The 15535-nt window shown below is 34.7% G+C and carries 9 protein-coding genes and 1 pseudogene; 6 read left to right on the plus strand and 4 right to left on the minus strand.

Annotated features, from left to right (window positions below; all coding sequences use genetic code 11):
- Positions 1 to 135: 135 nt before the first annotated feature.
- Both ACP7AQ_RS13320 and aroC read right to left on the minus strand, forming a co-directional pair.
- Positions 136 to 1416, minus strand: coding sequence for a dicarboxylate/amino acid:cation symporter (locus ACP7AQ_RS13320; protein WP_426065130.1), 1281 nt, complete (start codon positions 1414 to 1416; stop codon positions 136 to 138).
- A gap of 101 nt (positions 1417 to 1517) precedes the next feature.
- Positions 1518 to 2576 carry a chorismate synthase gene (gene aroC / locus ACP7AQ_RS13325; RefSeq protein ID WP_426095811.1) on the minus strand — a complete coding sequence of 353 codons (1059 nt, stop codon included), beginning with the start codon at positions 2574 to 2576 and terminating at the stop codon, positions 1518 to 1520.
- A 183-nt stretch (positions 2577 to 2759) separates the two neighbouring features.
- On the opposite strand from aroC, the gene ACP7AQ_RS13330 reads away from it, so the two are divergent.
- The 3 genes and pseudogenes from ACP7AQ_RS13330 (at position 2760) to ACP7AQ_RS13340 (ending at position 5578) form a co-directional block, all read left to right on the plus strand.
- The gene (locus tag ACP7AQ_RS13330; RefSeq protein WP_426091991.1) at positions 2760 to 3599 is read left to right on the plus strand and encodes a UDP-2,3-diacylglucosamine diphosphatase; all 840 of its coding nucleotides are present in this window, start codon (positions 2760 to 2762) and stop codon (positions 3597 to 3599) included.
- 116 nt (positions 3600 to 3715) lie between these two features.
- Positions 3716 to 4219: a hypothetical protein gene (locus tag ACP7AQ_RS13335; protein ID WP_091206105.1), complete on the plus strand. Its 504-nt coding sequence runs from the start codon at positions 3716 to 3718 to the stop codon at positions 4217 to 4219.
- 100 nt (positions 4220 to 4319) lie between these two features.
- Positions 4320 to 5578 (plus strand): annotated as a pseudogene (locus ACP7AQ_RS13340) (IS3 family transposase).
- Between the two features lie 59 nt (positions 5579 to 5637).
- Here ACP7AQ_RS13340 and ACP7AQ_RS13345 read toward each other — a convergent pair.
- Positions 5638 to 7314 (minus strand): amino acid permease, encoded by a 1677-nt coding sequence (locus ACP7AQ_RS13345; protein WP_426095812.1) that lies wholly within the window; start codon positions 7312 to 7314, stop codon positions 5638 to 5640.
- A 188-nt stretch (positions 7315 to 7502) separates the two neighbouring features.
- Positions 7503 to 10418: an FAD-binding and (Fe-S)-binding domain-containing protein gene (locus ACP7AQ_RS13350; protein WP_426095813.1), complete on the minus strand. Its 2916-nt coding sequence runs from the start codon at positions 10416 to 10418 to the stop codon at positions 7503 to 7505.
- A 237-nt stretch (positions 10419 to 10655) separates the two neighbouring features.
- Here ACP7AQ_RS13350 and ACP7AQ_RS13355 point away from each other — a divergent pair, with 237 nt between their 5' ends.
- The 3 genes from ACP7AQ_RS13355 to ACP7AQ_RS13365 all read left to right on the plus strand — a co-directional run bounded on the left by ACP7AQ_RS13355 (position 10656) and on the right by ACP7AQ_RS13365 (position 15234).
- Positions 10656 to 12188 carry a glycoside hydrolase family 10 protein gene (locus tag ACP7AQ_RS13355; protein WP_426095814.1) on the plus strand — a complete coding sequence of 511 codons (1533 nt, stop codon included), beginning with the start codon at positions 10656 to 10658 and terminating at the stop codon, positions 12186 to 12188.
- Between the two features lie 27 nt (positions 12189 to 12215).
- On the plus strand, positions 12216 to 13484 hold the full coding sequence (locus tag ACP7AQ_RS13360) for an AmpG family muropeptide MFS transporter (RefSeq protein WP_426095815.1): 1269 nt from the start codon (positions 12216 to 12218) through the stop codon (positions 13482 to 13484).
- Positions 13485 to 13623: 139 nt separating this feature from the next.
- Positions 13624 to 15234 carry a glycoside hydrolase family 3 protein gene (locus ACP7AQ_RS13365; protein ID WP_426095816.1) on the plus strand — a complete coding sequence of 537 codons (1611 nt, stop codon included), beginning with the start codon at positions 13624 to 13626 and terminating at the stop codon, positions 15232 to 15234.
- Positions 15235 to 15535: the final 301 nt, after the last annotated feature.

Here is a 15535-nt window from a genome sequence, read left to right on the forward strand (position 1 = left end):
ATTTTTGTATTAAAATAGGATAAAATATAGAATAATTAAAAACAGAAAAAACTTTATATAATTTACATAAAAAAGCCGTCTCAAGTTCTGTTTTGAAACGGCTCCTTATTTATGTTAAAAACAAATAGTCATTTATTATTCGATATCAACATTTTCTGTTTCTTCCTCACCTTCCCATTGTCCCACTACTGAAGTAGCTAAAGCATTTCCTAAAACATTTGTTGCACTACGAAACATATCACAAAAATGATCAATAGGTAATATTAATGCTATTCCTTCAATTGGAATATCAAACATACCACAAGTAGCAGCAACAACCACTAAACTCGCTCTGGGAACACCCGCTATACCTTTACTGGTAAGCATTAAAACCAAAAGCATGGTCATTTGAGTTCCTAAATCTAAATTAATACCGTAAGCTTGTGCAATAAAAATACTGGCAAAAGTCATATACATCATACTTCCATCCAAATTGAAAGAATACCCCAGCGGTAACATAAAAGAAACAATTCTGTCCTTTACACCAAAACGTTCTAATTCTTCTGTTAATTTTGGAAAAACAGCTTCACTACTGGTTGTTCCAAAAGCAATGATTAATGGACTGACAATTCTTTTAAGCAAAACTGTCATTCTACTTTTTAGAAAAATATACCCTACAACAATCAGTACCACCCAAAGTGACGAAATTCCGATTAAGAAAGAACCAAAAAACTTAAAATACGTAATGGCTAATTCCTGAAAGTCTCTAACAGCAAATACTCCCGCTATAGCCCCAAAAACTCCTATTGGTGCAAACTTCATTACATAGTTTACCATTTTAAGAACAATGTGAGAAGTTTTATCTAAAGCATTTATAACTGGCTTTACATAATCTCCCAAAGCGGCAGCAGCCAATCCAAAGAAAATAGAAAAAATTACAATTTGTAAAATTTCATTGGTTGCCATAGCCTCAAAAATACTTTTCGGCACAATATGTTCGATAAAGTTTTCAAATGATATGTTTTGTGTTTTTGCAGTAACTTCCGAAACTGAACCCATATCAACATTTGATAAATTAAGACCAACTCCAGGTTCCAATATGTTTACAAAAAACATTCCTAATAATAATGAGATAAATGAAGCCGTAAAAAACCACCCCATCGCCTTGCCGCCTATTCGTCCTACAGCCTTGATATCTCCAAGTTTTGCTATTCCAACAACTAATGTTGTAAAAACTAATGGCGAGATAATCATTTGAACAAGTCGAATGAAAATTGTCGCGAGAATTTTAATTTTATTACTAAAATTTTGGGCCGCTTCCGGACTTATTGAGTTATGTATGATAATGCCCAAAGCGGCACCTAAAACCATAGCTATTAATATTTGTCCTGTTAATCCTGAAAAAAAAGATGGTTTTTTAGTTGTATTGGTATTCATTAAAAGTCTTTATTTGGTTTAGTACCCGCGTAGATTAAAACAATATCTTTTATTTGATAAAAACCATGTGTTAAAAAAAACGAAAAGTGCCAAAATTAGTATTAATATGTTTTGTTTATTAAATAAAAATCAGCTAAAACAATGGCTGCCATTGCTTCAACGATAGGCACAGCACGCGGCACAACGCAAGGATCATGACGTCCCTTTCCGGTCATTTCCGTAATATTACCTTCATTGTCTAATGATTCTTGTTTTTGCATAATGGTAGCCACCGGTTTGAAAGCGACACGAAAATAAATGTCCATTCCGTTACTGATGCCACCTTGTATTCCACCTGAAAGATTGGTTTTAGTTGTTCCATCAGGATTGTATAAATCATTGTGCTCGCTGCCTTTCATTTTTGCCCCACAAAAACCACTCCCATATTCAAAACCTTTTACAGCGTTTATCGAAAGCATTGCCTTTCCAAGTTCAGAATGAAGTTTATCAAAAACAGGTTCTCCTAAACCTACAGGCACATTTTGAATCACGCAGGTCACTGTTCCACCTACGGTGTCGCCTTGCTTGCGAATATTTCTTATATATTCTTCCATGATTACCGCTGATTCCTCATCAGGACACCGAACCGGATTATTTTCTGTTTTCGAAAAATCCAAATCTTGGTATGGTTTTTCTAAAAAAATTGGCCCAACTGAAGAAACGTAAGCATTAATTTTTATTTCTGGCAAAATTTGCTTAGCAACAGCTCCCGCGACTACTCTGCTGGCCGTTTCACGAGCTGAACTACGCCCGCCGCCGCGATAATCACGGACGCCATATTTTTTTTCATAAACATAATCGGCATGGCTAGGTCTGTAATTATCTTTTATATGAGAGTAATCGTCCGATTTTTGATTCGTATTGGGAATAATAAAACCAATGGGTGTTCCTGTGGTTTTACCTTCAAAAATCCCGGAAAGGAATTGAACAGCGTCCGGTTCTTTACGTTGGGTTACTATGGCTGATTGACCTGGCTTTCTGCGTGACATTTCGAATTGAATTGCGTCGAAATCTATTGTGATTCCAGGAGGACAACCGTCTATTATTCCACCTAAAGCGTCTCCGTGAGATTCTCCAAAAGTTGTTATCCTAAATAGTGTTCCGTAGCTATTTCCTGCCATTATAATTAGTTTTGAACAAAAGTACCATTTTAGTTTAAAGTTCAAAATTTTAGCCTTTAAAGTTTTAACCAACATTCCACATTTATTGTTATTAAATTAATCTTGTGTTACAATTCTTAACCTTCTATTCGATTTTCTTTAATAATATTTCGATTATTTTGGTAAACTTCAAATTTAAACACCTTGAAAAAAAGAAAAGTCGAGTTAGTGGTAATTTCAGATGTGCACCTTGGAACTTTTGGCAGCCATGCCAAAGAACTTTACAATTATTTATCAGCCATAAAACCCAAGATTTTAGTTTTAAATGGGGATATTATTGATGTCTGGCAATTTAGAAAATCCTATTTTCCAAAAACGCATTTAAAAGTCATCCAAAAAATCATCAGTTTTGCTTCAAAGGGAACAAAAGTGTATTATATAACTGGAAATCACGATGAAATGCTCCGAAAATTTAGCGACATGCGCATGGGTAATTTTGAATTGGTGGATAAATTAGTGTTGCAATTAGATGATAAAAAAGCATGGATTTTTCACGGCGATGTTTTTGATGCTTCCGTACAACATTCCAAATGGATTGCGAAAATGGGTGGTTTAGGTTATGATTATCTGATTCTTTTAAACCGATTAGTAAATTGGTGTTTGTTAAAAATAGGAAAGGAACCCTACTCTTTTTCCAAAAGAATAAAGGCTAGCGTCAAAAAAGCCGTAAAACACATTTCTGATTTTGAAAAAACAGCCACTGAATTAGCTATCGAAAACAAATATGATTACGTTATTTGTGGTCATATTCACGAACCTAAAATGATTCAAAAAGAAACGAAAAATGGCAGCACATTGTATTTGAATTCTGGAGATTGGGTAGAAAATCTAACAGCATTGGAATACAATAAAAAACGTTGGAAACTATTTCACTATTCCGAAATGAATTACGAAGAAGAGGACAATTTATTTGAAATGGAAGATATTTTGAGCAATCAAATCGTAGCTTCAGTACTATTTTCGAAACAAAACATTTTGATGTAATTCTCTATTTTAAGCCTTGCAATTCCGAAATAAGTAAATTATGTAACTTTTCATTGAAATTTTATAAAGATCATGTCCAACTAAATTATACATTTGTAGCAATAAAAAACTTACTTATGAAAAAAATTATTTTATCGGCAATCATGTTAATTGGATTAGCATTTACCGCACAAGCTCAGGATATTTCAAAAAACGCATTAGGTCTTCGTTTTGGAGATAGCGGTGGTTTTGGTGCTGAACTTTCTTACCAAAGAGCATTAGGAAGCAACAATAGACTTGAACTTGATTTAGGTTGGAGAAACAGAACTAACTTCAACGACAATAACTACGATGACAGTGCTATCAAACTTACAGGTTTATACCAATGGGTATGGAACATTGATGGTGGTTTTAACTGGTACGCAGGTATTGGTGGTGGTGTAGGTAACTACAGCTATGATAACAACAATACTTCATACAATGATACTTTTGCATTTGCTGCTGGAGATATCGGTATTGAATACAACTTTGATTTTCCTTTGTTAGTGTCTTTAGATTTCAGACCTGAATTTGGTGGAAGCGGATACTACAAAAATAACTATGGTTCTGATGTAGCTTTAGCTCTAAGATATCAATTCTAGTATTACCATATTATACATTAAAAAAGCCACTAGAAATAGTGGCTTTTTTTTGTTTAATTGTCCCGTCCTGAAATAGGTTGTCACTCAAACAACTTAATTTATGGAATCACAATCCCCGAAAAGACAAAAACGTAGTCAACGAGATTACAGCCTAGCTTTTAAATTACAAGTAGTTGCCGAAGTAGAAAAAGGCGAGTTAACCTATAAACAAGCTCAAAAAAAGTATGGAATTCAAGGCAGAAGCACTGTTTTGGTTTGGATGCGAAAACATAGTATCTTAGATTGGAAAGAATTACCATCTATGTCACAAAAGAATACTCCAGAACAACGAATAAAAGAGCTAGAATCACTACTTTCTAAGGAAAAAGAAAAAGTACATGTCTTAAATGTTGCTATAGACATTGCCGACGAGTTATTGAAAACAGATATCCGAAAAAAGTATTTACCCAAACAATCAAAAAAACAAAATCCAAGATCCTAGGCATAAAGGGTATGTGTTTATTGTTTGGGATAAGCAGACAAGCCTATTATAAAAACAAAACTGATAGATTACAAAGACATTCTGAACTTTTAATTGTTCGTGACATGGTAATGAGAATACGTTGTGTTATGCCTAGGATAGGCACACGAAAGCTTTACTTTTTAATTAAAGATGAATTAGATGAGTTGAATATTAAAATAGGAAGAGATGTTTTTTTCCATTTTTTGAGAGCAGAGCATTTACTTATAAAACCTAAAAGGAGCTATGTAAAAACAACAAATTAAAAACATTGGATGAAGAAATATCCCAATTTAATTAAAAACATGGATGTCACAAAACCAGAACAGCTGTGGGTTAGCGATATCACTTATATCAAAACCGATAAAGGACATGAATATTTAAGTTTAATTACTGACGCATATTCAAAAAAGATTATGGGTTATGAGCTTTTGGATAATCTAAGCACAGTAGGGCCTTTAAATGCGTTGGAGTTAGCTTTAAAGAACCGAAAATACAAACATGAATTAATTCATCACTCCGACAGAGGTTTACAATACTGTTCTGGTGATTACGTAAAAAAGCTTACTGAAAACAACATCAAAATTAGTATGACTGAAAATGGTGATCCTTACGAAAATGCAATAGCAGAGAGAATAAATGGTATTTTAAAATATGAATTTTTACTAATAGATGGATTTATAAATCATGTACAGGCATTAAAAGTAATAAGGGAATCTATTGATATTTATAACCAAAATAGGCCTCACTTAAGTTGTCAAATGTTAACGCCAAATCAGACGCATTTACAACAAGTAATCAAATCAAAAAAATGGAAGAAAAAAACCTCGAAAGTTTTTACTTCCGAGGTTAATAATTAGTGTAATTTTAAAATCTAATTCGTGTCAACTTTTTTCAGGACTAGACACCTTTATTCGTATTACCTATTAGGATTAAGCTTACTGTTTTTATATCCGTAAAAAAAGTAAAACACCAATCCGATTAGCAACCAGACACCAAACCATTTCCAATTAGAGACCGCCATTCCAGTAAGTAAATAACAGCATGAAATTAAGCCCAATAACGGAATTAAAGAAAGGTTTTTGAGGAACGACAGAATTGCCATCACGATACACAAAATAAAGAAAATGATCATCGTGCTATTTGTTGCCATTTTATCTGCAGAGAAATCGAAAGTATCCACAAAGAATGTCGGAAATAAATATCGAATTAAAAATGCGGCAGCCACAACCATTAGAGGAAAAATAAACTTGGAGTTTATATATGGAATTTTGAATTTACCATTGGTCTTACGCTCCGCAATTTCAGCTTCACTTTGAGGAGATAACATTAAAACTCCGCCACAAACCAACACAAAAGCAAATAAAGTCCCAATACTTGTAAAGTCCAATACGAAGTTTTCATCGGTGAAAAAAATTGGAATTCCAACCACTAAACCCGTTACAATAGTTGCAAACCCCGGTGTTTTATATTTTGGATGAATTTCTGAAAATTTCTTTGGCATCAGTCCATCACGGCTCATTGTCATCCAGATACGTGGTTGTCCCATTTGAAAAACCAACATTACGCTGGTCATAGCCACCACGGCCGCAATGGAAACAATAAATAACATCCATTTTACGCCTTTTAAAGCAAATATTTCAGCTAACGGATCGCTAACGCCCAACAAAGTGTAGGACACCATCCCTGTAATTACCAACGCTAAAATAATATAGACAACAGTACAAACCAGTAAGGAATAAATCATTCCGCGAGGCAAATCACGTTGCGGATTTTTACTTTCTTCTGCTAATGTTGAAACGGCATCAAACCCAATATAAGCAAAGAAAACTGCCGAAACACCACCCATAACTCCTTTAAAACCATTTGGCATAAACGGAGTCCAATTGTCAATATCTACATAAAAAGCGCCAACAATAATGACCAAAACTATTATCACCAATTTAATCATTACCATGACATTGCTGATATTTCTGGACTCTTTTGTGCCTCTGTAAACTAAATAAGTGATCAATAAATTGATTACAACGGCTGGCATATCAAAAATTATTCGCAAGTTGCCCAGCATCGGTGCAGTTTGCCAAGCATTAAATCCTTCTCCGGCTTTATTTTCTAAAAAGGCAGAATGTGCCGATTGATAATTTATCGTGAGCCATTGTGGCAAATAAATTTGAAAAGTTTCCAACAAATTGGTAAAATAGCCACTCCAAGAAAAAGCAATATAAATGTTCCCGATAGAATATTCCATTATCAACGCCCATCCGATGATCCATGCAAATAATTCCCCAAAAGAGACATACGCGTAAGTGTAAGCACTTCCAGAAACCGGGACACGTGAAGCAAATTCGGCGTAGCACATCGCGGTAAATCCGCAGGCAATAGCACAAATAACATAAAGTATTACTACTCCGGGACCTCCCGAAAAACAGGCATTTCCTATAGCGCTAAAAGTTCCGCCACCAATGATGGCTGCAATTCCAAAAAAAGTAAGATCCCTAACTGTTAATACCTTATGAAGTTCCGTGTGATCTCCATCACCGCCTTGTTGTAATATTGTTGTTGTTGATTTTCTTCTAAATAAACTTGAAAATGCCATATCTAAATTTTATCATTAAAAAATTAATCTATTTTTACGCCTTTTTACTTGCAGTTTGCAATAATATAAATTTTGTTCGGATATAATAATATAAAAGAATTTTATTATTTTTATTTTTAAAAAAGTCTTCCAATATTTTTGGAAAACGAAAGCCAGTCACAATTTATCTGTCTTTTAAAAAATAGTTTCTATTTCAAACAGCTCCTTAAAATTGTCACTGGATGCAATGCTTTTCTAGTAGTTCCGTCAAAAATCTGGTGGCGACAACTGGTTCCCGCTGCAGCAATGACCGTTGTCGCATCAGTGGCTCTAATCTTTGGAAACAACGTATCTTCTCCCATTTGCATGCTGATTTCATAATGTTCTTTTTCGTATCCAAAAGAACCCGCCATGCCACAACAACCCGAATTATAAATGGTAACCGAACTGTTTTTGGGCACATTCAACATCGCAAAAGTCGCTTCCATCGTACTCAATGACTTTTGGTGACAATGTCCGTGAATTTTTATTGTTTTCGCCTCCTCGGAAAATTGTTGTGTATGAATTTTTCCTTTTGTAATCTCATTTTTGAAAAATTCTTCAATTGTAAATACATTTTTGGCTAATTTTTCCGCACTTTCTTTATCATCAGCCAATCGAATGTATTCGTCTCTAAATGTTAATATCGCCGAAGGTTCGATTCCTATCAAAGGTAAATCTGCAGTTATATAATCCGAAAAAACGGCAACATTTATATTCGCAATTGCTTTTGCTTCTTCGAGAAAACCTTTAGAAATAAAAGCTCTTCCGCTTTCTTCGTGATCCACCAGAATCACCTCATATCCTAATGTTGTCAATAACTCGTACGCATCGATTCCAACTGAAACATCATAATAATTAGTGAATTCATCACAAAACAAACATACTTTTCCGTTTTCAAAAGAATCACTTGGTGCTTGATTCCAATTTTTTTCATACCATTTTCGAAATGTCTTTGGAGCCAAAAGCGGCACTTCTCTTTTGGCAGCAATCCCCATACTTTTTTTTACAAAGGGCAAGTTCACCATGAAATTCGTGAATTTTGGAGTGATACTTCCCAGGCCATTCAGTTTCGCATTAAAAGCAAACACTTTATTGCGCCATGAAAATCCATTTGCTTTTTGGTATTGGTACAAAAACTCCGATTTTAACGCTGCCACATCCACATTACTAGGACATTCGCTGGCACAGGCTTTGCAACTCACACACAATTCAAATACTTTATATAATTCTTCATGGTCGAATTTATTGTCTTTTTCGGAATGTGTCAAATATTCTCGGAGCGCATTGGCTCTGGCGCGCGTCGTATCTTTTTCATTTCGGGTTGCGCGGTAACTGGGACATAAAGTCCCGCCCGCCGAAGGTAATTTTCTACAGTCACCCGAACCATTGCATTTTTCCGCTGCCCGTAAAATTCCCATACTATCCGAAAAATCCTGAATTGTTTGTATTTCCGGTTCCACTCTGCCCGCTTCCACCCGAAGATTTTCATCCATTTTGAACGCATTTACGATTTTCCCAACGTTCAGAATAGTGTCAGGATCAAAAGCATGTTTGATTTTTTTCAACAATTCATAATTCTTGTCTCCAATCATAAAAGGCAAAAACTCGCCACGAACAATTCCGTCTCCATGTTCCCCACTTAAAGATCCTCTATATTTTTTTACTAAAATGGCTACTTCAGTTGCGATATTTCTAAATTGATGCAATCCTTCTTTTGTTTTCAAATTTAAAACCGGTCGCAAGTGAATTTCTCCGGCCCCGGCATGTGCATAATATATGGCACTCTGACCGTGACGCTCCATCATTGCGGTGAATTCGGCAATGTAATTAGGTAAATCACTCAACTCAACTGCGGTATCTTCAATAGAATCAGCCGCTTTATTATCGCCAACAATACTTCCCAAAAGTCCAAGACCTGCTTTGCGCAACTCATTTATTTTATCAATATCAACACCATAAATTTTTGGCAAAGCATACCCGAAATTATTTCTTTCTAAATCAGCAATTAAATCTTTAGCTTGTCTTTCGGCATCTTCCATACTGTGATGCGACGCCACTTCGAGCATGATAACCGCTTTTGGTTCGCCTTGAATGAAAAATCTGTTTTTAGCTTGTTCCCGGTTGGTTTTTGTACAATTTAATATCGTGTCATCCATCATTTCACAAGTATACAAATGATGCTTCATCGCAGTAACCACAGCTTCTAAACTTTCCTGGATGGTATGAAAATGAGCCACTACCATCACATTATTCGTTGGTGGCAGCTCATCGACTTTCAAAGTAATTTCGGTGGTAAAAGCCAGTGTTCCTTCGCTTCCGCAAAGGAGTTTCCCTACATTTATTGTTTTTTCTGTTCCTCCAAAAAGTTCCGATTTCAATAATAAATCAATCGCATATCCGGTATTTCTTCGGTGAATTTCAGGTTTCGGAAATTCCTTTACAATCTCTTTTTGGTTTTCGCTATTCGAAAGTTCCTCATAAATGGTCTTGTAAATAGAACTTTCAAGCGTGTTCCCTTTTGTCTTTTCAATGAATTCAGCAGAAGTCATTTCTTTAAATACTGCCGAACTTCCATCACTCAAAACTGCTTTAATCTCCACTATTTTATCGCGGGTAACTCCGTACCGAATCGATGTAGTTCCCGATGAATTATTGCCTACCATTCCGCCTATCATACAACGATTTGAAGTAGAAGTATTGGGACCAAAAAACAACCCGTGTTCTTTTAAGTACAAATTCAGTTCATCCCGAATCACTCCCGGCTGAACGGTAACCGTTTTTTGTACGTAATCAAAAGCGACAATCTTAGTGAAATGTTTCGAAACATCTACAATTATTCCATTCCCTACCGTTTGTCCAGCTAAGGAAGTTCCGGCAGTTCTGGGCGTAATTGAAATTTTATTTTTTGCTGCAAATCGAATAATTTTTACAATATCTTCCTCTGATTTTGGAATCGCTACAGCAACTGGCATAATTCGATACGCGGAAGCATCCGTGGCATATAATGTTTTATGGAGATCATCATAAAAAAGTGTTCCTTCTAATGACTGAGATAATTCTTGTAATTGAGGCGTGATTAACATTTAGTGGAGTAAATTGCTATTATTTTCACAAATATAAATATATAGCAGTTTATACCTTAAAAACAACTAAGAAAAATTCAAATCCTTTTGTTATTTACCGGAAAGTTTTCTTAAATCTCATTTTAAAAAAATTGGCAAAGAAATTGCGCTGCTAAAATAAGTCAAATTTTAAAACCATTTTAACTGGTAAATTTCACTAAAAAAACTATTTTTGAACACTATTTAAACGATACTCCGATGAAAAATTTCAAGCACACCCTTTTGCTTATTACGTTCCTTTTACTTTCTTTTTGGAATGGTAAGGCACAAGCATTGGCTACAAATCCAAAAAATGAATTTAGAGCTGTTTGGATTGCTACCGTGGTAAATATTGACTGGCCAAAAATGAGCACTGATAATGTTGCCAAACAAAAAGCGGATTATATTGAGATTTTAGAAACCTACAAAAAATTAAATTATAATGCTGTTATCGTTCAGATTCGAAGTGTTGGTGACGCTTTTTATCCAACAGAATTAGCACCGTGGTCACGTTTTTTGACGGGTAAAGAGGGACAAGCTCCAAAACCTTATTTTGATACATTAGCATGGATGATTGCTGAAACTCACGCCAGAGGTTTTGAATTTCATGCTTGGATGAATCCGTATAGAGCTACAATGGATTACAACACGTCGCTTTTAAGTCCGCAACATGATTTTTTCAAGCATCCAGATTGGATGATTAAATATGGTGGAAAATATTATTACAATCCGGCATTACCCGAAGTTCAAAACCACTTGACGGCAATCGTAGAAGAGGTTGTGGAAAAATATGATATAGATGCAATACATTTTGATGATTATTTTTATCCGTACAGAATAAAAGGAGAACTATTTGATGATACCGATTCTTTCAAAAAATACGGTAATGGACTAAGTATCGAAGATTGGAGACGTTCGAATGTGAATAATTTTGTACGATGTGTTTCCCTTTCAATAAAAAACATCAAACCGTGGGTGCAATTTGGCATCAGCCCATTTGGAGTTTGGAGAAATAAATCAATAGATCCCAGAGGTTCTGAAACCGAGGCGGGACAAACGAATTACGATGATTTATTCGCTGATCCTTTAGCGTGGATGGAAAATAAATGGATTGATTACCTAGTGCCGCAATTATATTGGAGCATGGATCATCCAAAAGCTTCCTATTCAAAACTGCTGCGTTGGTGGTCTGAAAATTCAACTAATACAGCAATTTACATTGGAAATGGAACGTATAAAATCAACACTGATTCTGATAAAAGATGGAATAATCCAAATGAAATACCAAATCAAATTGACATTACCAGATCCTACAAAAACATTCAGGGAAATGCTTTTTTTAGTGCCAAATCATTCTTAAACAGAAATCAAAATGTGACTAAGTTACTAGCAGAAAACCAGTACAAATATGCTGCCCTTCCAACCGTAGTGCCCGGTTCCATTAAAAAAATGGCGATTGTGCCTACAGCGAATAACATTTTGATAGACCCAATTGCGTCACGATTTAATGTTACTTATCCTTTGTACAGTAAAGTGCGTTACGTAATGGTTTATGGAGCCAAATTCAATTCAAAAATTGATATCAACGATCCAAGTCAAATTATTGATAAAATAGCATTTAAAGATGATAATAATACGGTTGAAGTTGTGATTCCATCTTATAAATTAGACAAAAATACAACCTGCGCAATTACATTCATTGATTTTTATGGTAATGAAAGTGAAGCAACTTTAGTGAACTTTACGCTGTAAAATTGAATCGAATATAACACGCTATAAATGAAAACAGACAACAGACCTTGGTATTGGATTCCCGTTTTAAACTTTGCTTCCGGATTGCCTTATGCCATCATTATTTCGGTATCGGTGATCATGTATAAAAACCTCGGAATCAATAATGAAGATATTGGGATTTATACCAGTTTACTGTATTTACCGTGGGTAATTAAACCGTTGTGGAGCCCATTTATTGATCTCTATTCGACTAAAAGAAAATGGTTTTTAACCATGCAATTGCTCATTTCTATTGCTTTTTTAGTGGTGGGTTTGACGATACCTTTAAGTAATTTTTTCGTTATTAGTTTAGCCGTATTTTGGGTTGCTGCATTTGCTTCCGCTTCCAATGATGTAGCAAGCGATGGATTTTATATGTTGGCTTTAGAAAAAGATCAGCAATCCTTTTTTCTTGGAATTAGAAGTACTTTTTATAGACTTTCCATGCTTACTGGCAATGGATTAATAGTGTTTATTGCGGGTTATTTAGAACAAGAATATGGTGATAAGCAAAAAGCATGGTCCTACACGATGGTAATTGTCGGTATCATTATGACTGTAATTACCATTTATAATTATTTTTCGACTCCAAAAATTGAAGCAAAAATCGCAGCAACAAAAGCGGAATCGGTTCCTAATAAAAGTTTTGCTGCTGTTTTCGCTACTTTTTTTCAAAAGAAACAAATTGGTTTAGTTTTGGCTTTCATTCTATTGTTTAGATTAGGAGAATCACAATTATTAAAAATGTTGACTCCTTTTCTTATCGATCCGATAACTGCAGGCGGAATGGGATTAACCACTCAGGATGTTGGTATAATATATGGCACTTTCGGGGTTATTGCATTAACTGTTGGTGGAATTTTGGGCGGTATAGTCATATCTAGAGATGGATTAGGAAAATGGATGCTACCCATGATTTTAACTATGCACTTACCCATAATAGGGTTTATATTACTCTCCCATTTTCATCCGGGTTCCGTGATCTACATTTATTTGACGGTAATTGCGGAACAATTTGGTTATGGATTTGGTTTTGCGGCTTTCATGATGTATTTAATTTATGTGGCAGATGGCGAATCAAAAACGTCCCACTACTCTATCGCAACCGGATTTATGGCTTTAGGAATGATGCTTCCGGGAATGTTGAGCGGTTATATCCAAGAATATCTGGGCTATGGAAATTTCTTTATTTGGGTATTTTTGGCAACCATTCCAGGATTGATTTTATCCCGATTTTTGATTTTTCCAGCCGATTTTGGAAAGAAAACCGAATAATTTAATAGCACACGGATAAGACGGATTTACTTTGTAAAGTCAACAATAAAAACCGTTTTTAAAAATCCGTTTTTACCTGCGTTTTTGAAATAGAGAATCCATTTTTTCTGCGTACTAAAAAAGTATAAAATTGTAACTAATGACATTAGAACAAAAAATAGGACAGTTTTTCTTTCCTGCCGTTTTCATTAATGATACTGAAGAAAACATTCAAGCTACCGAACAATTAATAAGGCATTACAATATAGGCGGATTGACTTTTTTTCACAGCCGAGCCAGTGCAGCGACGAATTATGAAACTAAGAAAAAAGTAGTTTTAAATGATGATAGTTTTCAACGTTTAAAGGAACTTATTAAAAGGTATCAAAGTTGTGCTACGACTCCGTTATTAATGAGTATCGATGCCGAATGGGGTTTAGCCATGCGCGTCGAAAAAACACCACAATATCCTTATGCGATTACCCTTGGCGCTTTGCCTGACAATCAAAAACATTTGGTTTACGAAGTTGGAAAACAAATAGGCTTAGACTTAAAATTTGTTGGGATTCATTACAATTTAGCGCCTTTGGCCGACATCAATAATAATCCTAATAATCCTGTAATAGGGTACCGTTCTTTTGGTCAAAACAAAGAAAAAGTAGCTGATTTTGCGCTGGAATATATTAGAGGAATGAATGATGTCGGGATTTTAGGTTGTTTTAAACATTTTCCCGGACACGGAAATACGAATATTGATTCGCACTTAGGATTACCCGTTTTAAAAGAAACTTTGGAAGAATTATTAGCCAATGAATTAGTTCCTTTTATAAAAGGAATTGAGAATAACGTTGATTCGATTATGATTGGCCACTTAGCAGTTCCCGCTTTAAACGAAGGAAAAGACACTTCAGCCACGTTATCAAAATCCGTAATTGAAACGCTTTTGCGAAAGCAATTAGGATACGATGGTCTAGTGATTTCAGACGCGATGAATATGCACAGCGTTTCTAAATTGTACGATAAAAAAGGACAGTTGGAATGGGAAGCTTTCAATGCCGGAAACGATGTGTTGTGCTTCGCCGAAAATGTTGCCGAAGGAATTCAGGAAATCCTTAAAAATGCAAAACCTGAAAGAATTGAAGCTAGTTTTCAACGCATCTGGAAATGCAAACAAAAAGCAGGAATTGTAGATGGAAAACTAAGTTTGCCAAACCTTTCAGCGACTGACTTTGATTTTGAAACTACTTCAAAATTAAATCTAAAAATTGCTCAAAACTGCATTACAAAAATAAAAGACAATCACAATACCGAGACTGTTTTTGACGCAAAAAACAGAGGTGATCTTGCCAAAATTAGCATCTATAAAAATACCGATAATGTATTTTTTCATACCTTAAGTAACGCTTTACCTTCACCTGAATTCAGTTATGAAACTGGAGGTGAATCCATTTTGAATGAATTAGGAAATGAACTAAATAAATTTGACACTCTAATCATTTCTTTATTTGTTCCAAAGGCAAAACCATTAAACAATTTTGATATTGAAGATTCCGTACTTCAATTTTTAGGCACCCTGTTAACCACCAAAAAGTGTATTTTATATGTTTTTGGGAATCCTTATGCGCTGCAAATTATTCCAAATTTGAAAGATGCTTCAGGTATAATTCAAATGTATCAGGATTTTTCAGAATTTCAGGAAACCGCTGCCGAACAACTTTTGAAAAATACTAAATGTAAAGGAACTATTCCTGCAGAGGTTAACTTTCTATAATTATAACCCGTTGGGTGTAATTCAATTTGTTTAATTTTTTTACCACATAGAAACATAGATTTTAAATTTATGTAAGGCGTTTCACTTTTTTAGAGAAAATCATAGCTGTATGAAGCTAAAAATTGGTATGTCCAAATCTTTTTTTCTATGTTTCTATGTGGTTCAATTTTTTTATTTAAGATTAATTCAAATTTTTATTAATTACACCCAACGGGTTAATTATAGGTGAAATCTTTAAAAAATTTTATCATAATAATTCCCTATTTTGAGATAAGTATTTATAATCAAATGCTATTTCAAT

It is taken from the genome of Flavobacterium sp. DSR2-3-3 (assembly GCF_049896585.1).
Taxonomy (GTDB): Bacteria; Bacteroidota; Bacteroidia; order Flavobacteriales; family Flavobacteriaceae; genus Flavobacterium.

Bases quoted from the DNA above. Each gene is read 5' to 3' on its own strand.
- ACP7AQ_RS13335 (WP_091206105.1), top strand. From the start codon at position 3,716: ATGAAAAAAATTATTTTATCGGCAATCATGTTAATTGGATTAGCATTT.
- aroC (WP_426095811.1), bottom strand. From the start codon at position 2,576: ATGGCAGGAAATAGCTACGGAACACTATTTAGGATAACAACTTTTGGA.
- ACP7AQ_RS13345 (WP_426095812.1), bottom strand. From the start codon at position 7,314: ATGGCATTTTCAAGTTTATTTAGAAGAAAATCAACAACAACAATATTA.
- ACP7AQ_RS13350 (WP_426095813.1), bottom strand. From the start codon at position 10,418: ATGTTAATCACGCCTCAATTACAAGAATTATCTCAGTCATTAGAAGGA.
- ACP7AQ_RS13320 (WP_426065130.1), bottom strand. From the start codon at position 1,416: ATGAATACCAATACAACTAAAAAACCATCTTTTTTTTCAGGATTAACA.
- ACP7AQ_RS13360 (WP_426095815.1), top strand. From the start codon at position 12,216: ATGAAAACAGACAACAGACCTTGGTATTGGATTCCCGTTTTAAACTTT.
- ACP7AQ_RS13365 (WP_426095816.1), top strand. From the start codon at position 13,624: ATGACATTAGAACAAAAAATAGGACAGTTTTTCTTTCCTGCCGTTTTC.
- ACP7AQ_RS13355 (WP_426095814.1), top strand. From the start codon at position 10,656: ATGAAAAATTTCAAGCACACCCTTTTGCTTATTACGTTCCTTTTACTT.